The sequence below is a fragment of the Natrinema zhouii genome, from assembly GCF_013456555.2.
Lineage (GTDB): Archaea > Halobacteriota > Halobacteria > Halobacteriales > Natrialbaceae > Natrinema > Natrinema zhouii.
The window spans coordinates 1,768,475-1,790,492 of record NZ_CP059154.1 but is presented as its reverse complement, the minus strand read 5'-3'; the positions used below and the strand labels follow the sequence as shown (position 1 = coordinate 1,790,492).

Below are 22,018 nucleotides of genomic sequence, written 5' to 3'. Positions count from 1 at the left end.
AACCACAATGCCGCCGATTCGGAATACCCTCGCGGACCTGACTGCCGAACGGTTTCGAACGGCGGTCCTCGTCGGGCTCGCGACGATTCCGTTTACCGTCGCCCTCTCGTGGGAGTCCGCGCCGACGTCGTTTTCGGGCACGGCCGTGTTCGCTGCCGGGTGTCTCGTCGGCTACCGCTATGGCGATCGATCGGCCGAGAACGGTGACGTCGGCCCGCTCGAGGGCTACCGATACGGGAAGCGACCGGCCGCGAGCCACCGGGCTGGGGTCGTCGCCGGCGTCGTCGGATCCCTTCCTGCAGTACCCTGGTCGATCGCTCACATGCTCGACCTCGCGCGGTCCCTGTCCGGATGGCGGGCCGTGATCACTGCCGTCTCGCTCCCGGTCGCGGTTCCGATCGTCGTCGGCCTCTTCGCCCTCTCCGGGGCGATCGGTGCGTACGTCGGCGACTGGGTGGCCGCCCGAGTCGATCGGACTCGAGACAGGGCCCGTTCGCGGGCGGACGCGGACCCGGGCGGTGACGTCTCCGGCTGGTGGCGATGGGTCGCCGCATACATCCTCCTCGCTCCGGCGGTGTTGCTCTACGTGTTCGCCGTTCAACCCGACAGCGGCATCGGTTTCGCTGTTTCCGTGCTGGCGCTGTTCGTGCTGGTCCCGTTCTCCGTCGCCGCCGTCGTCGCGCTCTTCGAGGACGCAGTTATCCTTCAGGAAGCGAGACGAGACTGGGTTCCCAACTACTGGGTGTACGTCGGCGCGCCGCTCGGCGTTTACGCGCTCGTCTCTCTGGTAGCGACGGTTCTGGAGTCGGCGAACCCGTCGGGGGACGGTATCTACGGCTTCGTCGTCGCGCTCTGGCTCTCGTCGGTCGTCTATCTGCACTCCCGACGCCGGCACGTCGGCACGCCGTAGCCTGCCGGTATCGCTCTGCACACGGCTCCCATCGCTCACCGGCTGCGCTTGAGCAGACAGCTCGCTGCGTGGTCAGCGCGACCTTTGACCCCGCGCTATCCTCGTTCTGAGACCCTCACTCCGTTCGGTTCCCGCTCCCCTCAATCGGCCGAAATCTCGCAGGTCCCCTCGTAGGCCACATCCGAGACCGACTCGATCTCGGGGTCGTCGCCACAGACCGGACACGCCGGGTTCGGCTGGACGGGAACCTCCTCGAAGCTCATGCCCATCGCGTCGTACATGAGGAGGCGGCCCTCGAGCAGGTCGCCTTTCCCGAGTAGATACTTGACGGCCTCAGTCGCCTGGATGCAGCCGACAGTGCCGGGGAGGACGCCGAGCACGCCCGTGGTGGCGCAGTCCGGGACGGTCCCGGGCTCGGGTGCTTCGGGGAAGACACAGCGGTAACACGGCGGTGAGTCGTCCCCGCTGCGGTCGTTGGTGAAGGAAGTGATCTGCCCCTCGAACCGGTAGATCGCGCCGTGGAACAGCGGCGTTTCGGTGAGGACGCAGTGGTCGTTGAGCAGGTATCGAGTGGCGAAGTTGTCGCTGGCGTCGAGGACGACGTCGTACGCTGCGACCAGCTCCGCGACGGTGTCGGCCGTGACGCGCGTTTCGTGGGTCTCGACGTCGATATCGGGATTCAGCTGGTCGACGTAGTCAGCGGCGCTCTCGACTTTCGGGCGGCCGACGTCGTCGTCGCCGTGGACGATCTGGCGCTGCAGGTTCGAGCGCTCGACGACATCGTCATCGACGATTCCCAACCGGCCGACGCCGGCCGCGGCGAGGTACTGGATCGCCGGCGAGCCGAGTCCACCGGCGCCGACGACCAGCACGCTCCCCTCGAGGAGCCGCTGTTGGCCCTCGGGGCCGATCTCGTCCATGATGACGTGTCTCGAGTAACGATCGAGCTGGGTCGCATCGAGGCGCAGGTCGCTCATACGGTACCGTTCGGCCGAGAGCGAGAAAAGGTCGTGGGTTAGGTTCTCACAGCTGCGGCCGCTGGCGGGACGCTCGTTCTGTGGTCGCTGGCACGACGCGTGGTCTCGCAGAGGTGGCAGGATCCGCATCGACCCAACGATTTAATAGTGTGGTGTGCGTTCACACACCTATGGCAACCTCACCCAATGACGCCGGTGACGACGTCATCGATCAATTTCTGTCCGACCGCGGTCACTCGGTCGAACCAGTAGGGTGGGACCAAGAGTATAACAAAAAGCAGTGTCCGGAGTGTGGCGGTCTCCACGACACGTCCGCCAACTCCTGTACCGTCTGCGGGTGGGAACCGACGTTGTAAGGCGCGTTTACACCGTCGCAACTTTCAGCGCCGCCACACGCGTTCTACCAGCGAGCCGATTGCGGTGCGCCGCCGTTCAATCCTGCCACCGTCCTCAATTCGGTCGCGCGTTCGGTCTCGCCGTCACCGTTTTCGAACGAACCATCACGCCCGCCCGCGTTTTTCATCACTCGAGATCCGACACAATTATGACCTGTTATTGAGTATACCAGAGTGAGAAAACCGATGCCGGAATGCCAGAACTGCGGTGGGTTCGTTACCGAACGATACGCCCGGGTGTTTACCCCGCGAGGCGTCGACGACCCGCGTGTCTGTCCGGACTGTCAGGATAAGATCCGCGACGGTGCTGACGTTCGAGACGCCCGCTCGCCACGTGATCCATAACCGCTCCGTCCCGTCGAAGAAAACCCACGTCACTTATAGGTATTGCGCCCCTGTTTAGCTACAATGACCACGACGGACACGACGGTTACCCGCCTATTCGGCGGTCCGGGAAGCGGGAAGACGACCGCCCTTCTCGACCGCGTCGAAGATATTCTCGAGCAGGACGGCGTCACCTTTCGGGACATTCTCGTCGTCTCGTACACGCGAGCCGCAGCGCAGGAAATTCGAGAGCGCCTCGCCGGCCGCCTCGACGAGAGTCCGCGCGCCCTGCAGGGAAACGTCTGTACGATGCACGCGAAGGCCTACGAGCTGCTCGATCTCTCCCGGGCCGATGTCATCGGTGAATCCGACAAAGAGGAGTTTTGCGACCAGTACGGCATCGATTACGAGGACGAGTATTCGGGTGCCGGCCGCCGGACCGCCCGGTCGACGACGATCGGGAACAAGATCATCGCGACGAGCCAGTGGCTCCAGCGGACCAGCCGCGAGGTCTCGGACTGGTACGACGTCCCCTTCCAGTGGGACGACGAGGAAGTCCGACTCCCGCCCGAGATCGACGACAACGCCCAGGAGGGTAACAAGTACACCCCGACCTGGCCCAGCGACGACGACCGGATTGACATTCCCGAAGCGATCCGCGCCTGGCGCAGCTACAAGGGCGACGAAGGAAAGATCGGCTTCGCGGACATGCTCGAGCGAGTCGAGCAACGCTCGCTGCTGCCCAGCGTCGACTACCTGGTAATCGACGAGTTTCAGGACATCACCACGCTGCAGTACGATGTCTATCAGGAGTGGAAACCCCACATGAAGCAGGTCCTGATCGCCGGCGACGACGACCAGGTCGTCTACTCCTGGCAGGGAGCCGATCCCGCGCTCCTCCTTGAGGAGGAGGTCGACGAGGACGTCATCCTGCCGAACTCCTACCGGCTGCCGTCGAACGTCCTCAACGCGGTCAACAAGGAGATTCGCCACATCGATCAGCGCCAGGACAAGGACCTCAAGCCGCGCACGGAAGGCGGGGCCGTCGAGGCCCGGACAAACGCGTCGATGCTCGATGTAGTGCGGATGGTACGCCGGGCGCTCGTCGAGGACGACGGCACCATCATGGTGTTGTTCCGGGCACGCTACCAGATGTTCCAGTTCATCGACGAGTTCATCACCGAGGGCGTCCCCTTCACCTCGCTGACCGACCAGCGGATGTGGACCGACCGACTCACGGAGTACGTCTACGCGGTCGAAGCGATCGACGCCGGCGACGACGTAACCGGGCTGCAGGCCCGCCGACTCGCGGACATGCTGCAGGATTCGGCCTTCGGCACCAACGAACGCGACGCCCTCTTCGACGAGATCGACGAGCGCCAGGAGGAAGCCGGCATCGAGGACCTCGAGGAACTCATGATCCCCGCCGAGGTCATCGAAGAGCACGCACCCTTCATGCCCGGTCCGGCCTCCGCCTCGGACATGCTCCGGAAGGTCACCAACTTCCAGAAGAAGAGCGTCCGCTCGTACTTCGCGATCGGCGAGTATCAGGGGATGGACACCGACCGCGTCCGCGTCGGCACGATCCACTCCGCGAAGGGTCGCGAGGCCGACCACGTCTTCGTCGGCACCGACCTCACCGAGAAGGTCGTCGAGCAGATGGTTGCCACCGTTGACGACCCGACCGATATCCCCAACTGCGAGGAGTTCACCAAGACGACCTCGCCCGTTCCGGTCCTGACCGACAACGAACGCCGCGTCTTCTACGTCGGCATGTCTCGAGCCCGCGAGCGGCTGGTTCTCCTCGAGAACCTCGTCGACGGTGCGCCCACGCTGCCGATCGACGTCCTGCTCAGGAATCAGCTGACCGATTTGACCCTCGAGGAACTGATCGAGCAGGCCCAGGAACCCGCCGAGGAACCGGCGGCCGATGAACCCGAGGTCGAAGCTGAAGCCGAAGCGCCGTGACCGGTGGGAACGAACGCAGCCTCGAGAGCGATCATCGATCTGACCCCGCCGTCGAGTCCGCCCGCGAGCGACGCGATCACGCGGCGCCCCTTCTCTCCGACGCGCTCGAGAAGCGCGACGCGAGCGCGTTCGTCCACGTCGGTAGCGACCGGGATCCGGAAATCCAGTATAGCTGTCTGACACCGCCCGCTGACGTCACCGCAGTCGCGTACGACGGCGTCGAGCGGGAGTGGCTCGTCCGCTCGGCGGCCGACGAGGCCGGCGGTCATCCCGCCGAGCGCCTCGCTACCGCGCTCGTCGATCGCGGGCTCGCGGGGACGATCCTGACCCCGCCTCGTGTCCCACACGACGCCGCGCTCTATATCGAGCAGGCGGGCTTCGAACTGGCGTCGACCGACGCCCTCGAGCGGGCGCGAGCGACGAAGACGGCCGGCGAGCGCGAGCAGATTGCGACCGCCCAGCGGGCGGCGAGTGCCGGTATTCGGCGAGCGGCATCGATACTGGCCGACGCGACGGTGATCGACGGTCGGCTCGCAACCGCTGCGAGCACCGATGCAGGGTCCGAGCCCGAGTTTTTGACACCCGCTCGATTGCGGAGCGCCATCGACGAGGCCGTCGTCGGTGCGGGTGCGTTTCCGGTCGGTAATACGGCAGTCAATCCCAACTCAACCAGCTCGAGCGCCGGGGCCGACGCGGAGCCGCTCCGTCCCGGCGAACCGATCGTCATCGAGACCGCACCGCGCGGACCGGCCGGCTACTACGGCGGGCTGGTTCGGACGCTGGTCGTCGACAGCGACGGCGGCCGGGAGCGGCGGGTTCACGTCGCCGTCACCCAGTCATTTCGCTCGGCTCGGTCGATGTTGACCGCCGGTCCGGAGTCCGTGACCGCCGTCGCGGCCGACCTCGAGGCAGAGGTGCGCTCGTTCGGGTTCGGCGACGCCTCCGCGATCGAGACGCGGGTTTCGGGCGTCGGGCTCGAGCCCCGCGAGCGGCCGATCGACGGCGGTGAGGACGTCGGGTCCGGAACCGTGGTTCGGCTCGACGTGGCCGCACGCGTCGACGACGAGAACTGGCTTCGGATAGCCGACGTGCTGGCAATCAACGACGAGGGCGAGCGACCCGACTGGCTCGCATCTCCGTCGCAGTCGCTCGAGCCGACCGCGTTGCTTGAGTAACTGTCGCGGACGTTTGCTACCGCGACTCGAGGCAGAATGCAGGTACGTGTGAGAATCGATCGTGACGACGGCGAGCGTCCTGCTCGTGGCGGCAGCAGGGAATAGCCACTTCCTCCCCAGCCGATTCGCTCGTTGCACTCGCTCATCCACTGGAAGACGCTCCGCGGCTTCCAAGCCGTCACTCGCTCCGTCTGCTCACGGGCCGGCGGCCCGTTCGCATGGTATGCGAGACCGAAGGTCTCGCACTACTCGCGACGACCACGCGCAGCTTCGAGCCGCGGTTCATTGGCATTCACCGCGACTCAGCGCGCGCCACCGCACGTGGTCCATCGGTCCAAAGTGCCATGCACTACCCTGTCACGATAGCCGTCACTCACCTCTCTATCGTCCGCTGTCTCTTGATCCATACCCACACGAGCGGACCGTAGAACTAGGTGATCGATTCCGTTACCGGTCGTCGTCCGGGTCGGCCTCCGGCTCTTTCGTGACCGTCCCGACGACCCGGCTGGCCACGAGTTCGGGAATGTCGGTCGGCATCGTCAGCCAGTGCTGGATCACGACGAGCCCGATTGCGAGTCCGATCAGGGCGACGCCGAACGCCGTCTGCCCCTGAAGGAACAGGAAGTCGAGTCCGGCGAGCGCGGCGGGGATGGCGAGAACGAGCGTGCCCGCGAGTTTGATCGTGTCGATGATACCGGCCATTACACCGAGATAGCGCGGCGACCGCTAAAAACGCGACGACCGGTCGCGCCTGATCGTGATGGACGCCGAGCGGACGACCGGACCCGGAACGGCTTTCTCCCGTCGTCCGTCAGTTGCGAGTATGTTCACGGGGATCGTCGAGGAGACCGGCGAAATCGTCGCTCGAGAGCGAACGGACGACGGCCTCCGGCTCCGGATCGGGGCCGACGAGGTCGCGACGGGCCTCGAGCACGGCCAGAGTATCAGCGTCAGCGGCGCGTGTCTCACGGTCGAACGCTTTGTGGAGGGAAAGTGGTTCGAGGTCTTTCTCGCGACTGAGACCGTCGAGCGGACCTACCTGGGCGACCTTGCCGAGGGGGAAACGGTCAACCTCGAGCGGGCGATGCCGGCCGACGGCCGGTTCGACGGCCACGTCGTCCAGGGGCACGTCGACGCGGTCGCGACCGTGTCGACCGTCGAATCCGTGGAAGAGGATTGGTTCTTCGAGTTCGACCTCCCCGAGGGGTACGACCGCTACGTCGTCGAAAAAGGGTCGATCACGCTCGATGGAATCAGTCTGACCGTCGCCGACCTCGATACCGCAAACGGCCGGGTGACGGTCGCGATCATTCCGACGACCTACGAACTGACCACGCTCTCGGAGAAAGCACCCGGCGACCCGATCCACCTCGAGGTCGACGTGCTCGCGAAGTACGTCGAACGGCTGCTTGAGGCCCGCTTCGAGTAACTGGGTCGTCTATTCGCCCGCCGCGTCCAGTCGCCGCTGGCACTCCTCGAGCAGTTCCACCTGTCGCTCGAGGAGGAGCGCGGCCTGCTCGCTTCCCGCTTCGGCTCGGTCGTCGAACCGGGACTGCAGCGCTCGGAGCTGCTCGAGGTGGGTCGCGAGCCCGTCGGCGAGTTCCTCGTCTTCCAGCCGGGTGTGCGTCTCCTCGAGTTCGGTAACCGCTTCGTCCAGCAACTGACGCTGCTCGCGGGACGTACCGGTTTCCGTCTCCAGCAGCGCGGTGAGGGCGTCGACGTAGCTTTGAGTGGCCACTCGCATCGCCTCGAGCCCCTGTCGCTGGACGATTAGCGGGAACTCGACAGCGCCTCGAGCGGCGCGTTGCTGGGCGGCGAGACCCTGCTGGACCATCGCCTGCCCCTGCGTCATCGCCGTTCGCTGTGCGGTGAGCATGGCGGTCAGTGGCGAACTCGACCGCCCCTGCTCTCGGGTCCGGTCGGTACTGTCCGCAGCGGATTCGGCGGCCGGACGTTCGTCCGACGCTTCGACAGTTTCTCGTTCCGTCGCTGCAGTGTCTTCCGGGACGATTTCGCGGGCAGCCGTCTCGGTGTCAGTTTCCGGGCCAGCGACCGTTTCGGGATCGATCCCGGCTTCCGATTGCTGATCCGTCTCCACCGCCGCCTTGAGGTCGACCCCGGGATCGAACTCGAGGGCTGGATCGCGGCTCTCAGCGGTCACTGGCGTTCCGTCAGCGCCGGAATTCAGCTCGTTTTCCGGACGCGGATCCGCCGCGGCGGACGAGTTGATGTCGACGCTAGGGTCGAGTTCCGTTTCCGGACGCGTATCCGTCGCTCGCTCCGAACGAGAATCGGTCACTGCGGCAGACTCGAGATCGGCCCCTGTGTCCAGTTCGTCGGCCAGATCCATCGATTCGGTCTCGCTCGTTTCGCCAGCGGTCTCGCGATCACCGGTTTCGGCCGTCTCCGTGGCCGACTCGAGATCGGTGCCGAGATCGATTTCGTCAGCGATATCGTCAGTCTCCGCGGTTGCGCTCGCTTCCGCATCTACGTCGGGTCCGTTGGACTCGGTGTCGACGGCCGACTCGAGATCAGCCCCCGTGTCCAGTTCGTCGACCAGATCCGTCTCCTCGGTCTCGGTTCCGGCTTCGGCTGTCGGTTCCGCAGTGTGTTCAGTTTCACCCGTCTTTGTTGTCTCCGAAGGGCTGTCTTCCGACAGCTCCGCAGTGTCGCCTACTGGCGCGTCTTGGATGCCGGCTCTGTCTATCGAACCGGGCGATTCCGCCGATTCGGTCCCGCTTATCGCGTCGGGCGAGGGTTGCGTTCCAGCCCCGTTCGTTCCTTCGGCAGTTTCCTGCGGTTCGGTTTCACCGCTCGTTCCGGTGGTATCCTGTCCTTCGGGTTCGTTCACCTCGGCGGTCGTGGGGCGCTCGCCAGACGCGTCCATCGGCTCGTCGGTGTTCGACTCGTCCGTGGCCGAGCCGTCGATGCTCGATTCGTCGGTCGAATCGGTCTCTCCGGTCGTTTTGGCTTCTCCGGGCGTCTCGGACTCCCTGGCTCTCTCGACCTCTCCGGCTGCGGCTCCCATTTCGGACGTGTCGGTCCGCTCGAGTCCATCGGCCGCGGTCGATTCGTCGGGTCGCTCGGCTGCGTTCTCCGTCGTCGTTTCGTCCGTCTCGTCGGCGGTATCGCGTTTCGCGACCTCGCCGATCTCCTCGACGAGTTCGTCTCCACGATCTCGTTCCGCGGCCGTGTCGTGTTCGGATTCCGTTCCGAGAGCGGCTTCGTCCGCTTCGTCGATGCTGCCGGGATGACCGGGCTCGTCGACGTGTGTGTCCCGATCCGGTTCCGTGTCGTCGGCGTCGGTTTCCGTCGATTCAGTGGTATCGCGCTCCGTCGAGCCAACGCCATCGGCACTTGTCTGCTCGGTTGTCATCTCCCGCTCCGCCTCGAGTCGAATCGTCCCGCTCGAGATCTCGTCGATCGCGGATTCGTGGATCACGACGGTCTCCCCGCCGCCTCGCCGCCAGCCGAGCCTGGCTTTGATCGAGTCCATAATTCCGGCACGGGGCTCGACGCGGGCGGTGTCTCCCTCGACCGCCGTGACGGTCCCGATCACCTCGCCGGTGGCGTTCTCGACGGTCTTCTCGATATCGTCGTCCGTAAACGTCACACTCATGACTTGGGGCTGCGCTGCTCGAGAGAAGTCCCTGCTGCCTGCACCCGCCAGCGCGTTCGACGGTGCGTTCGTAGCCGTCTGCTGAGCCCTGGAACCGGCGCTTGCGGGGAGGTCGACGCCGAGTCGCGGTCAGCGTTGTGGCGGCTCGAACTCGGTCAGTTCCGGCCGCGAGTCGCCGTCGCGATCGCTCGTGACGGTCTGATAGGTATGGCGGTAGCGATCGATCTTTCGGTAGAGGTAGTAGCCGATCGCGAGGTCGTAACAGATCACGTAGCCGACGAACGCGATTCCGAAGCCGATCGGCAGGACCGCGGTGATGAGGCCGGGAACGATCCCGACCGTGACGTTGTACGTCCCGTGGACGAACGCGGCGATGAGCAGCCCCTTGAGGACGATCGGGCCGGCGTAATCGCGGTTGAACTTCGCCAGTCCGAGGTAGTAGCCAGCGATCGCCGAATAAATGACGTGGCCCGGCCCGGCGAGCGCACGGACCGTTGCGATCCCGCTGGCGGTGACGAGAATGTTGGTCTCGGGGTTCGCCTCGCCGATGACGCGGCTGATGTAGAGCGCGTTTTCGATGGCGGCGAATCCCAACCCGGCGACGGCGCCGTACACCGCGCCGTCGATGACGGCATTGAAACTGTCGTTCCGGTAGGCGAACACCTGAACGGCGAGCAACTTCACCGTCTCCTCGACGGGGCCGACGATCAGGTAGAAAAAGAGAACCCCGCTGATCCCGAGTAGCGCCTGGCTGTACGAGTTGACGAGCGCCGCGAACGTCGCGAACAGGACCGCAAGCAGGAAGGTCACGACGAGCAGCCAGAGCGGTTCGCTCGTCGTGATGTCCGCGTGCCAGATGTACACCGCGAGCATCCCCGCGGGGACGACCGAGAGCCCGAAGAAGACGGCGACGAACGGATCCTCGAGGACGATTGCGGCCGGCGAAACGAGCAAGACGAGGGTGATCGCGATCGCGACCAGCAAGACGAGCGCACGAAAACCGTAACTAACGGCGTTGTAGAGCGTATACGAGAGCAGGTCGAGGATCGATCGCGGCTCCCACGTCGACACATCGTAGAGGTCGACCGAGCCGTCGCCGGTCCGCTCCTCGGCCCGTTCGACCGGGTCGCGCCTACGTTCCATGGGCGGGCGTATGATCGCCTGCCCGGTATAGGTTCGGCATTCGGCGACGCGCTGGTACCGATCAAACCGATTCTCGAGTCTCGTATCGACCGGACAGCGACTGTGTAGTCGGGCGGGTAGCTGTGCGATTAGATAGCTGTGTGGTCATTCGACGGGGTCGGCTGCGGAGTGCTCTCCCGGCGGGATCCGCCCGGTATCGGAGACTGACTCCGCGATCGTTCGAACCAACGAAATGTATTCGTTCGGATCGACCGGCTTGATGTGATAGCCGTCCGCCCCTAATTCGGCGGTTTCGCGGATATCGTCCGGGGACTTCGAACTCGAGCAAATGATCACCGGGACGGATCGCAGCCGTGGCTCGCGCTCGATCGCTTCGAGGACCGTTCTCCCGTTCGCCTTGGGGAGGTTCAGGTCGAGGAACACGAGGTCGGGCATCGACTCCGAGTCGGACACATCACACTGGCTAACGTAGTCGAGCGCTGCCTCCCCATCGGTAACGACGGTGACGGTGCTGTCGACGCTGCTTTTCTCGAGCCCCTCCCGCATCAAATGAACGTCACCGGGGTTATCCTCGATCAGCAGGACAGTCGACGGATCAGCACCGTGATCGGGGCTCATCGCTCGCGCTCCGTCACACGTGCTACCCCTGGGCTCTCCGTCGAACGTGTCACTGTTTGGCCCTGGGAAGGGTAAAGTAGAACGTCGTTCCGTCACCCGGTTCGGAGTCGACCCAGATATCGCCGCCGTGATGGTCGACGATCTTTCGGCACAGTGCGAGCCCGATCCCCGTCCCTTGGTACTCGTCGTTCGAGTGGAGTCGGTTGAAGACCTCGAAGATCTGATCCCTGTACGCCGGATCGATTCCGATCCCGTCGTCCGCGACCGAGAACACGCAGCGGTCGCCCTGTCGTTGCGCGTCGATCTCGATGTGCGGCGGCGCGTCGTCGGTGTACTTGATTGCGTTCGCGACCAGGTTGTGAAACACCTGTTCGAGCTGGGTGGCGTCACCGACGACCGTCGGGAGCTCGTCGGCGACGATCGTCGCGTCGCGCTCCTCGATCTGTCGCTTGAGGTCGGAGACGACATCGTCGAGGACGTCGGTACAGTCGACCGGACGAAACTCGGCATCGTTCGTATCGATTCGCGAGTAGGTGAGCAGCCCGTCGACCATCTCGCGCATGCGATCGGAGCCGTCGACGGCGAAGTCGATGTACTCCCGGGCCTCCTCGTCGAGCTCGTCTCCGTACTGGTCCTCGAGCAACTGCAGGAAACTCGAGATCATCCGCAGCGGCTCCTGGAGGTCGTGCGATGCGATGTACGCGAACCGCTTGAGCCGTTCGTTCGATTCCTCGAGTTCGTCGATGGTGTCGCTGAGTTCAACCTTCGCTTCGGTTCTATCGACGAGGGTTTGCAACATGCGATCGATGTCGCGAGCCGGTTCGTCGGGTCCGAAGTACTCCTGTGGCGGCGTGTAGTAGAAGTTGTGACAGAGGGCCCCGTCGTAGATGAGGTGGGGGTGGGTCCGGACGACATCCGTGAGGATCTCGGGCGGGATCGCCTTGCGATCGTACTGACAGAGCGCGATACAGTCCTCGCCCCGAAAGAGCTCGTTCACCCGGCTCTCGTACGCCATGTAGTCCTCGACCGTCGTCTCCTCGTCGAGGATCCAGTGCGTGTTCGCGGTGATCCGAAGCGCTGGATACTCCGCCGTCACCTCCTCGATCGTCTGCCGATAGAAGTCGATCATCTCGTCGGGATCGAACGCGCCGTTCCGGAGGTACGTCTCGTCGACCGAATGGAACGTGAGCGCTCCGGAGTCGGTTGCGGCGTCGACGTCGACGCCGCCGTCGCGCAACGCCGCGAGGACGTCATCCTTTGTCTGCTTCTCGATGACGTACATGACTCGTTCGTCCTGCTCTATCCCCTGCCGGACGAACGGGACCATCGCTTCGACCTGCTCGGCACGGGACTCGTAGAACAGCGCGATGTGTTCGTTCGCCTCCACACCGTCGAGCGGTTCGACGGGGCCGCGAAACTCCGGACTCGAGCGAAGGGCATCGAGGCCCCGTTCGACGCTCAGCGGTTCGGAGCGGGCAGCACTTCCCGCCAGCCGTTCCTCCTGCGGGTTGTACTCGGCCTCCTGACTCATTATCCCCAAATCACCGTCCGTCGCTAAGTATGCTTCGCCCACTGTCATTTCAACAGATTAAAATAAATGAACTGTTTTGTGTTACAGAATACATGGATCCGTGCTGGGAAACAAAATTGAGAACAGTATCAGAACCAATCGAATATTGATGAATATACAAACTATACTAGTACTATCACTCGTTTGTTTCGTCGCTGTTGTATCACTACGTGGATCGAAGAAACGAGCGCTTTCACTGTCCACTATCGCACTCGTTACTGCCGCCTTCGTTCAGTACTGGGGGAATATGATGCTCGCAACTGTCTTCTATGTGATCGCCGCTATCGGTTGTGGCTCTATACTAGTTCGCTGATTCTCCCTCTACCGGCTGTGAGGGTGTGCTGTAATCGTAGTCGAGAAGAGATTCCGCTTATTTTGGGTACTTGCGTAGCCAGATCCGTTGCGTGACTTTCGCGTTACGGACATCGGGAAGACCGACTCGGAATTATCAAAGGCCTCCCGGCCCAACCGACGGCTATGCACTTCGACCAGCGAACTCAGCGAGCGCTTCGCGACGTCGGCCTCGAGACCGACGATCTCCGGGCCGCCTCGGAGGCGGTCGCCGAAGCCGTTGCAGACGACGCGGCGGCGCTCGAGGCGTTCTTCGACGAGCACGACACCGTCTACTCCGACATGGAGATGGCTCACTCGAGTTCCGACTACCCCGAGCACGACGTCGACTACGCGGACCTCACGACTCACGCCGACGAGATGCGCGGCTGGCTTCGGTTCGAGACGTGGGGCGTGTACGTCGAAGACGGGCGCATTTTGGACGAAGGGTACGTCGAACTCTCACTCGGGCCGACGATCAACGATCGGGTGCGGTTCGCAGCCGACCGCGATACGCTACGGTGATTCCCGTGTTCGAGGCAGGGTTCGGACCGCTCGAGCGCGACCTGCGACGAGGGATCGACGGGCGACGGTCGACGGCGGGGCGGCGAGCGGTCACGGAGGGCGGCCGATGACGACGGCTCGCGTCCGCGGCATCTACACGACGGCGGTCACCCAGTTACTGAGCGAGACCGGCTGCGAGGTCGTGCAGGCCTCCGAGCCGATTCGGGAGCGCTTCGAGCGATCGTTCGACGCCGCGCCGGCCGCCGTCTCGATCGAGACGACGCGGGACCGACTCGGTGTCGAGGTGTCGGGCGTACCGGATGCGGTCGAGACGGTCGCAGACGAACTCAAGGAACTCGCGATCGATACCTTCCGCTGGGAGGACGGCGTCTCTCGCGGTGCGGTCTTCGATGCGGAAGTGCTCGAGGCGGGCGGCGGCAGCGGTGCGGTCGTCGACCTCGGCGACGGTCGGCGCGGCTTTCTGAAGTACGATGACGCCGACGGCTACGTCGACGCCGGAAACCGGTATCGGGTACAGGTCCACGAGCCCGCACCGCCGTGGGACGACGATCAGCCGCTCGTGCGGCCGACGCTCGAGGTGGGGGGCGGGCTCTGTACCCTCTCGCGGGACCGGACCGGCGTCTCGGCGTCGCTGCGCGGCGAGCGGGCGGAGGAACTGGTCGGCATGACCGATCTGCTCTCCGTCGACGTACCCGACGGGTGGGGCATCCGCTGGCAGCACGCCGCGGCCGACGCCGACCTCGAGGCGATGGGAACCGCCCTCGAGGACGCCGCGGGTCGAGCGCGGGCGCTCGAGGCCGCGCTCGCCGACGCCCCGAATGAACCCGGTGAGCCGGGACTCCTCGCCGCGCCTCGACGGACCGAGTGGTGCTGGTTCGGTCGCGAGTCCCGGTTCGCGCTGGACGGCGTTCGGCGGCGCGTCGAGACGACAATGCCGGGCCACCACCGGACGAAGGCGGCCGATCGGGCCGCCAGCGCGGCGGTCGACTTCGCGGAGGCAGTCTGCGGGTCCGCTGGAACTGACGACGGCGCTGACGGCGGCGAGTTCCCCTTCGCCGCAGTCGCCCGGCAGTTCGGCCCGACTGCGGGCGACCGCCTCGAGATCGGCCACGGGAAACCCGACGGCCGACTCATCTCGCTGGGTCGCGGCGAGGTAACCGAGTGGGATCCCGAAGGGAAGGTGACCCTCAAGCGCGCCATGAGCGGCGGCGGCAGCTACGACGCGCTCGGCGTCGCGAAGGAGTCGGGTGACGTCGCCGTGACGAAGTTCCGCGAGGGCCGGTGGTGGTATCCGACGACGTACAAGGCCGCCGACGGGACGTCGAAGGGGACCTACGTCAACGTCTGTACGCCCGTCGAACTGTTTCCGGATACCGTTCGGTATATCGACCTCTACGTCGACGTGATCCGACAGGGCGACGGGACGGTCGAAATCGTGGACACGGACGAACTCGAGGACGCCGTCGACGAGGGACTGGTTTCCGAGGAACTGTCCGAAAAGGCGATGGACGTGGCCGAAGCCGTCGAGCGTGCACTCTCGAAATAGGGTATTCTATCGCGTCTCTCCTTTCTCTGCTTTCAGACAAGCCATACTAGACAAGAGCAGCCTGCTACCGTGGCAACAGGGAATCGCCACATCCTCCCCAGCCGATTCGTTCGGTCGCTCCGCTCTCTCGCGTGGCGACATCTGATGACTGCTGCTTATTCAGTCGGGTCGTCCGGTAGATGGATTTCGTCGTCGAGGACGATCTCGAGGCGGCCGTCCGCGAACAGCCGGTCGATCTGACTGCGCGTGAATCGGCCGTCGCAGTCCTCGCCGACGAACGTGACGAGGCTCTCGGTTCGCTCGACGACGGTGGCCAGCGAGCTTCCGGTTCGGTAGGAGTAGCGAACGGACGTTCCCGGGAAGAGCGCTTCCGCGGTGACGCTGAGGTACTTTCGGCGGTGGAGGGTCATACCCGGAAACGCGACGAAATCGGTATAGCTCTTCTGGCTGCCGCGAGGAGTCACACGTGCTGGATCAGTTCCTGCCGGCTCCTCTCTTCTCCCTCGAGTCAGGAATCGCGCACGGTCGGGGTCGCTACTCGAGCAACAGAAGCAAGCGGTCGGTAGCTCAGTCGGAGGCGCTCGCGACGGTGTCGGGACCGGCGATGGTCGGAAGCAGGCCGACGTACTCGTCGAGATCGAGGGCGAACTCCCGTGCGGTCGGCGGCCGGACCCAGCGGAACTCGAACTCGGCGCCGTGTTCTTCCCCGCCGTCGGTGACGGTGTGGGTCCACCGGTCGCGCGGTTCGTGGACCGTCGCGTGGAAGAAGTGCCGGACGTAGCGCTTCGGTGGCTCCTCGCGGCGCGTCCAGACGTCGGTCGTCAGGTGCCGTGTTCCGTTTAACGTCCCGAGTCCGCTCTCCTCGAGGACCTCCCTGAACAGCGCTTCCCGCGGTGATTCGCCCGCCTCGAGCGTTCCCTTCGGGATCTGCAGGCCGTCGTGTCCGGGTCCCTCGAAGACCAGTAGCTCGCCGGTTCCGCGAGTGATGTACGCACACGCTTTCTGGACGTATGTGGTATCGGTCATGATGACAGGTAGCACATCGTCCTGTCGTAAAAAGCTATCATCGGCGATGTTAAAGGAGAATAAGGGAATTGTGCGGATCATTGCTAGCGGTCGATACTGTCGCCGCTGGAGCCCGACGAACGCCGTGCGGCTCAGTCGGAGGCGACGGCTGGGTCTTCGTCCGCGATGGGCGCGTCGCCGTCGAGGTATGTGAACAGCGTCGCGAGCGCCGGTCCGGAGACGTTGTGCCAGACGCTGAACAGCGCCGGGATCAACGCGGCGCTCGCGCTGAAGTGAGCCGTCGCGAGCGCGACCGCCAGCCCACTGTTCTGCAGGCCGACTTCGAACGCGCACGCTCGCGCCCGATCCTCGGCCATGTCGGCCGCGCGGCCGACGGCGTAACCGGCTCCCAGCCCGAGGCCGTTGTGCAGAACGACCGCGAGGAAGACGACGGCGCTCGCGGCGAGGATCGTCTCGACGTTGAGCCCCACGACGGCCGCGACGATAGCGACGATGGCGATCACGCTGATCGCGGGGAAGATCGATAGTCCCGCCTGCGCGACCGCCGGCGCGTACTCGTCGAGCACGTGGCGCAACACGAGACCGCCGATGACCGGGAGCAAGACGACCTGGACGATCGACGTCGCCATCTCGGCGAACGTGACCGATATCGACTCGCCCGCGAGCAGGACGATCCACGCCGGCATCACCAGCGGCGCGGCGATCGTCGTCACCGACGTGATCGTCACCGAGAGCGCGACGTCGCCGCGGCCGAGATAGGTCATCACGTTCGAGGCGGTCCCGCCCGGCGCCGCGCCGACGAGGATCAGTCCGATGCCGATCTCCCACGGTAACCCGAGGGCGACCACGAGGGCGTAGGCGATCGTCGGCATCAGAATCCACTGGCTCATCGCACCGATGAAGACGTCCCGCGGCCGCTCGAGGATGCGACGGAAATCCGCGGGCGTCAACGTGAGTCCCATGCCGAGCATGATGATCCCCAGGAGCGGCGTGATGTAGGGCGCGATCGGCGTGAACGTCTCGGGCGCGTACAGCGCGAGCGGGGAGACGATCAGAACCCAGAGGACGAAATACTTGCTCGTGAATTCGCCGATCCGTTCCAGAGAGGGCTGCCAACTCATTCGGTCCTCACCGCGCTGAGTAACATAGTCACGGCTCTGTACGTCTGCTATATGAATACGACGGCTTCCATGTGCGCCCGATCCGTTTCCGCTCGAGAGGGACGAATGCGAGTAGCGACGGACGGGAAAACTGTCCGACGCTCCGCTCGAGCCGTCACGTAAAATCTCGATTCGCGCGTACCGCTGGCGATCACGGCGCGATCAGTTCGCGAAGTTGCGTTCGGCCACTGACCGTCCACAGATGGGACAGCCGTTCGCCAGCGTTGCCTCGCGTATCGAGTCGGTGACTGGAATCTCTCGGCGACAGTCCGGACAGGTGAATTCGTACGGTTTCATGTGTATAGTCGGTAGTCCCCGTCTAGACTGTCGCTCCCGTTCGAGTTATGGGACTCACCCAGATATAGAGGGGGCTATATAAGTGAGAGGCCGATAGACGGTATCGATCAGTCGTCCAGCACTGATCGCGAAGGGAGAGCTCGACCTCGTTGCCGTAATCTTGCAGAGGTACCTGGCGCGGAACCTTTAGTTTCGCTGACCGAATACACGACGGTATGACCTGTCGGACGCTCCTCACGGGGGCTACCGGGACGCTGGGAACGGCGCTGTCCCCTCGGCTGATTGATGCGGGACACGATATCCGCGCGGCGAGTCGGTCGCCGCCGACCCGCGACGATGATGAGACGGAGTGGATCGCGATGGATCTGGCCGACGGAACGGGGATCCGCGAGGCCGTCGAGGACATCGACGTGGTCGTCCACGCGGCCAGCGCGCCCCGCGGCGACAGCGAGGCCGTCGACGTCCGCGGTACTCGACGGCTGCTCGAGGCGGCCGCCGACGCCGGCGTGTCGAACGTCGTGTACGTCTCCATCGTCGGCATCGACGAAATCCCGTACTCGTACTACGAGCACAAGCTGGCGGCCGAGCGGGCCGTCGAAGCGAGCGAGGTCCCGTCGACGATTCTCCGCATAACGATGTTCCACGAGTTCGTCGGCGAGCTGCTCGAGGCCGTGTCGAGGCTCCCGATCTGGCCGCTGCCGACGGGGATTCGACTGCAGCCAATTGCTGTGGGAGAAGCAGCGGGCGCAATTGTCGAGCACGCGACGACGGAGCCGGCCGGCCGCATGCCCGATATCGGCGGTCCCGAGGTGCGAACCGTCGGTGACCTCGCGCGGACCTACCGCGACGCGAGGGGGTTCCGCCGACCGATCGTCCGCCTCCCGATTCCCGGGAAGACCGCCGCCGCTTTTCGAGCCGGTGGGGCGATCTGCCCGGACCGGACCGTCGGGACGGTGACGTGGAACGAGTGGGTTGCATCGCAGTTCGACTGATCGTTGCGGCCGCGTGAATATATCAATCTGTAGATGTTATCCCGGTCGAACGCGTCGGCACGCTCGAGGCCGATCGTGAGCGTGCCGTCGCTGTCGTCCGTCGTTGCCGATACGGACTGCGAGCCGCCGTTGCCTCGAGGCCTCGCCGGTACTCCGGACAGTTCAGGGGGAACCGTTAAGGTATGCTATCCGCTACCAATGGGGATGAGCACGTTAAACGAAGAGATGGCCGACGTCCGGTCGGACGTCGACGACGTGCAAACGCAGCTCAGGGAGGACATTCCGGAGTTCTTCGAGTTCGACGTCGCCGTCGGAAACATCACGTACAACGCGAACACCAACAGCGTCTCCGTCACCGTCGAACCGAGCTCTCGAGCGCGAGAGCAGCTGTCGGACGAGCTCGGCGGCGTGACCGTGAAGTCCGACGGGAAACTGGAGTTCGAATTCAGGCTCACGGACACTCCGTCCGAATCAGAGTAAGCAAATCGGTCAGCCGTCGATGCCGCTTGAACCGGAGGATGGTCCGATCAGTCGGCCGCGAGCTTATCCAGGCCGGCCGACTCGATATCGTCGCCCCCGATGGACGAGCGCAGCGAGTCCATGCCGTCGTCACGGTCGATGTCGAAGTCGTTCTCGTAGAGTTCCGCGACGCGGGTCATCTCCTCGTCGGAGAGTTTCGGCACGTCGCTGGCGGCCGCCCACTCGTCGATATCCGCTTTCGTGCGGAACGTCGGCGTCACGGTCGCGACGGACTCGTGGCTCAGGAGCCACGCGATCGAGGCCTGTCCCATCGTCCGCTCGCCGTCTCGTTGCAAAAAGCGTAGTTTGTCGAGTTTCTCCCAGCCGGTCTCGTACCATTCCTCGGGCCGGAAGCCGCGGTGGTCGCCCTCGCCGAGTTCGGTATCGGGCGTGACCTGCTCGTTGAGGATTCCCGAGGAGTGTGGAACGCGGGGGATGAGGCTGGTCGACGAGCCCGTCCGTTCGATCGTCTCGAGGAAGTGGTTGCCGACCTCCTGTTCGAGCACGTTCCAGACCAGTTGGACGGCGTCGAACTCCTCCTCGATCGCGAGGTCGCCTTCCGCGAGCCAGCCGATCGAGGGGCCGAGTGCGAGGCCGGTCGCGTCGATCGTGCCCTCCTCCTCGAGTTCGTCGAGCACCTCGAGGACGTCCGGCGTGATCTCGTCGACGTCGGCGTTGTGGAGCTGGAGCACGTCGACGGAGTCCATTCCGAGGCGCTCGAGGCTCTTGTGGACGGCGTCTCGCAGGTACTCCGGATCCATCTCTTTGGGGAGTTCGCCGTGGCCGGCCTGCGGGTTGTTGTAGAAATCGTAGCCGACTTTGGTGGCGACCGTGACCTCGTCGCGGACCTCCGAGAGGGCCTCGCCGAGTAATTCCTCGCTGTTACCGTGACCGTAGACGTCGCCCGTGTCGAAGTAGGTAATTCCCTGCTCGACGGCGTACTGGACCATCTCGATGGCGTCTTCTTCCGAGCGGTCGCCCCACCAATCGGTCCCGACGACCCACGCGCCGAAGCCGACCTCGCTGACCTCGACGCTCGAGTCGCCCAGTTCGCTGTGTTGCATACCCGTTCCTTCGAAGCGGGGGAACTTAGGGTGAACGGAACGCTCGAGACGCCGTTCGAACTCGTTCGGTCGTGACTGCGTCCGTGAATCAAACAGTGGATCCGTCCGTCGGACTGGCGCCGCTGAGTCGACCCTGCGCTCGCGAGTCGAATCGCTCTTGGGTGTCGGCTGACACGTATCCGTATGGTCGATTCCCGTTCTCGCGGCCGCGACCCCAGTCGGCTCCTGCTGGCGGTCCTTGTCGTCATTGTCCCCCTCGGACTCCTCGCCGCGAGGACGTTCGAGTTTCCCGGCGACCGCGTCACGATCGGTGCGGTCGTGGTCGGCGTCCTCCTGTTTATCGGAGCGCTCGCGCTTCCCGCGTTGCTCCTGGCCCGCTGGCAGTCCGACAGGGAATCCAGGTAACACGCACGTCATCGGGTCCGGCAACCGCCGCCGGACAACCGAACCACTATCAACGCTGCGGGTAAAACCTCGGAGTATGACAAAGCGGTACGTGTCACTCCCCGAGGAGGCCGAAGCGGGGATGCGCGAGTTCATCGACGAGGTCGACCGGCGGCTCTCGAGCGACGAGGACACCTGTGCGGTCGTCGAAGACGTCCTGATCGACCTCTCGGGCGACCGTGAGGCCTACGAGCGCTGGCAGGACGGCGAATCGGTCTCCACGGCCGAGCGCGTCCGCCTCCAGAGCTACGATCCCTGCAACACGACCCTCGAGAGCGAGTACTACGCAGAGAAGGACGAGGAGAAGTTCCGCCGCTCCAAGCACCTCCAGTGGCTCTGGCGACAGTTCGACAGCCTGCCGATCGCGGACAACGTCGAGTTCGCGTTGCGATTCCGGCGGATGCTCGCCGATCACCTCTTCGCGGAGTGTGGGGACGACTGCCGTTTCTTCAAAGGTGTCTCGTTCACCTACGGGCACAACATCACGATCGGCGACAACACCGTCGTCCACGACGACGTCCATCTCGACGATCGGGGGACGCTCACGATCGGCGATCGGGTGTCGATCTCCGACGGCGTCCACATCTACAGCCACGATCACGACGTCGTCGACCAGACCGAGGTCCGCAACTATCACACGATCGTCGAAGACGACGTTCGACTCACCTACGACTCGATGGTTCAGGCGGGGAACAGAGTCGGCGAGAACGCCATCGTGGGCGCACGCGGCGTCGTCCAGCACGACATTCCCGCCCACCACATCGCCGTCGGAATGCCCGCTCAGAGCGTCAAGATCAAACCCGGCTGGGAAGACGTCGCCACGCCCGTCGATGACGCTGGCGTTAACCGACAGGAGCAGCGCCACCTCGAGTACGACCTCCCTGACGACTTCGCGGTCTTCGACGAGTTCGAGCGCGACCTGTAATCGGCCCTGTCAGTCCCGCTTTTGCGACTCTCTTCGCGCCGGAACTCGGGGAATATCCAAGTGCCTCGAGAACGTATCACACACCGATGGCGCTCTGGGGTTGGTTCATCGGCTACATCGTGCTGTTTGCCCTGCTCCACCTGTTACTGTACTACCTTTACGCCCGGGGCGACGACGACGACGGCGGCGAGCGAACGCCGTCGCTCGCCGACCCGAATCGTGCACGCGTCCAGTCCTCACCGGGTCCCGACCGGTACCCGCGCGCGGCCGACGATATCGGCGACGCCGACCCGGAGCACGACTCCTACGACCTCGAGTTCGACGGGGAGACGATTCGGTGTCCCCACTGTGGCGCGCCTAACGAGGCCGATCCGGCGTTCTCGTACTGCTGGAACTGTATCTCGGGAATCCGGAAGTGAGCGTTGCTGGCGGAGACGACACGGTCGAATCGCTGATCCGGCCGATGACCGTCTCTGGGTGCACAGCGGGCC

General features: G+C 64.6%; 24 protein-coding genes. 13 read left to right on the top strand and 11 right to left on the bottom strand.

Annotated features, from left to right (window positions below; all coding sequences use genetic code 11):
- Window positions 1-7: 7 nt before the first annotated feature.
- The gene (locus tag HYG81_RS27500; protein ID WP_180842833.1) at window positions 8-910 is read left to right on the top strand and encodes a DUF5518 domain-containing protein; all 903 of its coding nucleotides are present in this window, start codon (window positions 8-10) and stop codon (window positions 908-910) included.
- 140 nt (window positions 911-1,050) lie between these two features.
- Here HYG81_RS27500 and ubaA read toward each other — a convergent pair whose 3' ends face one another.
- Complete coding sequence (gene ubaA / locus HYG81_RS27495) at window positions 1,051-1,887, bottom strand: SAMP-activating enzyme E1 (protein WP_180842832.1); 837 nt, start codon at window positions 1,885-1,887, stop codon at window positions 1,051-1,053.
- Between the two features lie 170 nt (window positions 1,888-2,057).
- Between ubaA and HYG81_RS27490 the strand changes: the two genes are divergently transcribed.
- From HYG81_RS27490 to HYG81_RS27480, 4 genes are all read left to right on the top strand, one after another.
- A complete protein-coding gene (locus HYG81_RS27490; protein ID WP_180842831.1) occupies window positions 2,058-2,243 on the top strand; it encodes an HVO_0416 family zinc finger protein in 186 nt (61 codons plus the stop codon).
- Between the two features lie 225 nt (window positions 2,244-2,468).
- Window positions 2,469-2,627: a DUF7563 family protein gene (locus HYG81_RS45750; protein ID WP_425607541.1), complete on the top strand. Its 159-nt coding sequence runs from the start codon at window positions 2,469-2,471 to the stop codon at window positions 2,625-2,627.
- A gap of 63 nt (window positions 2,628-2,690) precedes the next feature.
- Window positions 2,691-4,574: a UvrD-helicase domain-containing protein gene (locus HYG81_RS27485; protein ID WP_180842830.1), complete on the top strand. Its 1,884-nt coding sequence runs from the start codon at window positions 2,691-2,693 to the stop codon at window positions 4,572-4,574.
- Complete coding sequence (locus tag HYG81_RS27480) at window positions 4,571-5,749, top strand: M24 family metallopeptidase (RefSeq protein WP_180842829.1); 1,179 nt, start codon at window positions 4,571-4,573, stop codon at window positions 5,747-5,749. The genes HYG81_RS27485 and HYG81_RS27480 overlap by 4 nt, the downstream gene beginning before the upstream one ends.
- A gap of 447 nt (window positions 5,750-6,196) precedes the next feature.
- Here the strand turns inward: HYG81_RS27480 and HYG81_RS27475 are convergent, their stop codons facing one another.
- Window positions 6,197-6,451, bottom strand: coding sequence for a DUF7533 family protein (locus HYG81_RS27475; protein WP_180842828.1), 255 nt, complete (start codon window positions 6,449-6,451; stop codon window positions 6,197-6,199).
- A 121-nt stretch (window positions 6,452-6,572) separates the two neighbouring features.
- On the opposite strand from HYG81_RS27475, the gene HYG81_RS27470 reads away from it, so the two are divergent.
- Window positions 6,573-7,178 (top strand): riboflavin synthase, encoded by a 606-nt coding sequence (locus HYG81_RS27470; protein WP_180842827.1) that lies wholly within the window; start codon window positions 6,573-6,575, stop codon window positions 7,176-7,178.
- A gap of 9 nt (window positions 7,179-7,187) precedes the next feature.
- On the opposite strand, the gene HYG81_RS27465 is transcribed toward HYG81_RS27470, so the two are convergent.
- The 4 genes from HYG81_RS27465 to HYG81_RS27450 all read right to left on the bottom strand — a co-directional run bounded on the left by HYG81_RS27465 (window position 7,188) and on the right by HYG81_RS27450 (window position 12,660).
- Window positions 7,188-9,368 (bottom strand): AAA family ATPase, encoded by a 2,181-nt coding sequence (locus HYG81_RS27465; RefSeq protein ID WP_180842826.1) that lies wholly within the window; start codon window positions 9,366-9,368, stop codon window positions 7,188-7,190.
- Window positions 9,369-9,497: 129 nt separating this feature from the next.
- Complete coding sequence (locus HYG81_RS27460; protein ID WP_180842825.1) at window positions 9,498-10,511, bottom strand: PrsW family intramembrane metalloprotease; 1,014 nt, start codon at window positions 10,509-10,511, stop codon at window positions 9,498-9,500.
- A 144-nt stretch (window positions 10,512-10,655) separates the two neighbouring features.
- Window positions 10,656-11,129 carry a response regulator gene (locus HYG81_RS27455; protein ID WP_180842824.1) on the bottom strand — a complete coding sequence of 158 codons (474 nt, stop codon included), beginning with the start codon at window positions 11,127-11,129 and terminating at the stop codon, window positions 10,656-10,658.
- Window positions 11,130-11,178: 49 nt separating this feature from the next.
- The gene (locus tag HYG81_RS27450) at window positions 11,179-12,660 is read right to left on the bottom strand and encodes a sensor histidine kinase (protein ID WP_180842823.1); all 1,482 of its coding nucleotides are present in this window, start codon (window positions 12,658-12,660) and stop codon (window positions 11,179-11,181) included.
- Between the two features lie 516 nt (window positions 12,661-13,176).
- Between HYG81_RS27450 and HYG81_RS27445 the strand changes: the two genes are divergently transcribed.
- Window positions 13,177-13,554, top strand: coding sequence for a DUF7532 family protein (locus tag HYG81_RS27445; RefSeq protein ID WP_180842822.1), 378 nt, complete (start codon window positions 13,177-13,179; stop codon window positions 13,552-13,554).
- A 106-nt stretch (window positions 13,555-13,660) separates the two neighbouring features.
- On the top strand, window positions 13,661-15,100 hold the full coding sequence (locus HYG81_RS27440) for a ribonuclease FAU-1 family protein (RefSeq protein ID WP_180842821.1): 1,440 nt from the start codon (window positions 13,661-13,663) through the stop codon (window positions 15,098-15,100).
- Window positions 15,101-15,255: 155 nt separating this feature from the next.
- On the opposite strand, the gene HYG81_RS27435 is transcribed toward HYG81_RS27440, so the two are convergent.
- The 4 genes from HYG81_RS27435 to HYG81_RS27420 all read right to left on the bottom strand — a co-directional run bounded on the left by HYG81_RS27435 (window position 15,256) and on the right by HYG81_RS27420 (window position 17,583).
- Entirely contained in the window at window positions 15,256-15,510 is a 255-nt protein-coding gene (locus HYG81_RS27435; protein ID WP_180842820.1) for a hypothetical protein, read from the bottom strand.
- Between the two features lie 157 nt (window positions 15,511-15,667).
- Complete coding sequence (locus HYG81_RS27430) at window positions 15,668-16,126, bottom strand: NUDIX hydrolase (RefSeq protein ID WP_180842819.1); 459 nt, start codon at window positions 16,124-16,126, stop codon at window positions 15,668-15,670.
- 131 nt (window positions 16,127-16,257) lie between these two features.
- Window positions 16,258-17,247, bottom strand: coding sequence for a bile acid:sodium symporter family protein (locus HYG81_RS27425; RefSeq protein ID WP_180842818.1), 990 nt, complete (start codon window positions 17,245-17,247; stop codon window positions 16,258-16,260).
- A 201-nt stretch (window positions 17,248-17,448) separates the two neighbouring features.
- A complete protein-coding gene (locus HYG81_RS27420; protein ID WP_226376049.1) occupies window positions 17,449-17,583 on the bottom strand; it encodes a DUF7560 family zinc ribbon protein in 135 nt (44 codons plus the stop codon).
- A gap of 215 nt (window positions 17,584-17,798) precedes the next feature.
- Between HYG81_RS27420 and HYG81_RS27415 the strand changes: the two genes are divergently transcribed.
- Both HYG81_RS27415 and HYG81_RS27410 read left to right on the top strand, forming a co-directional pair.
- A complete protein-coding gene (locus tag HYG81_RS27415; RefSeq protein WP_180842817.1) occupies window positions 17,799-18,575 on the top strand; it encodes an SDR family oxidoreductase in 777 nt (258 codons plus the stop codon).
- A gap of 204 nt (window positions 18,576-18,779) precedes the next feature.
- Window positions 18,780-19,055 carry a hypothetical protein gene (locus HYG81_RS27410; RefSeq protein WP_180842816.1) on the top strand — a complete coding sequence of 92 codons (276 nt, stop codon included), beginning with the start codon at window positions 18,780-18,782 and terminating at the stop codon, window positions 19,053-19,055.
- 47 nt (window positions 19,056-19,102) lie between these two features.
- On the opposite strand, the gene HYG81_RS27405 is transcribed toward HYG81_RS27410, so the two are convergent.
- Window positions 19,103-20,158, bottom strand: coding sequence for an aldo/keto reductase (locus HYG81_RS27405; RefSeq protein ID WP_180842815.1), 1,056 nt, complete (start codon window positions 20,156-20,158; stop codon window positions 19,103-19,105).
- Window positions 20,159-20,341: 183 nt separating this feature from the next.
- Between HYG81_RS27405 and HYG81_RS27400 the strand changes: the two genes are divergently transcribed.
- The 3 genes from HYG81_RS27400 (at window position 20,342) to HYG81_RS27390 (ending at window position 21,946) form a co-directional block, all read left to right on the top strand.
- A complete protein-coding gene (locus HYG81_RS27400; protein ID WP_180842814.1) occupies window positions 20,342-20,563 on the top strand; it encodes a hypothetical protein in 222 nt (73 codons plus the stop codon).
- A gap of 76 nt (window positions 20,564-20,639) precedes the next feature.
- The gene (locus tag HYG81_RS27395; protein WP_180842813.1) at window positions 20,640-21,527 is read left to right on the top strand and encodes an acyltransferase; all 888 of its coding nucleotides are present in this window, start codon (window positions 20,640-20,642) and stop codon (window positions 21,525-21,527) included.
- Between the two features lie 86 nt (window positions 21,528-21,613).
- Window positions 21,614-21,946 (top strand): DUF7577 domain-containing protein, encoded by a 333-nt coding sequence (locus HYG81_RS27390; RefSeq protein ID WP_180842812.1) that lies wholly within the window; start codon window positions 21,614-21,616, stop codon window positions 21,944-21,946.
- The last annotated feature ends 72 nt before the right edge of the window (window positions 21,947-22,018 follow it).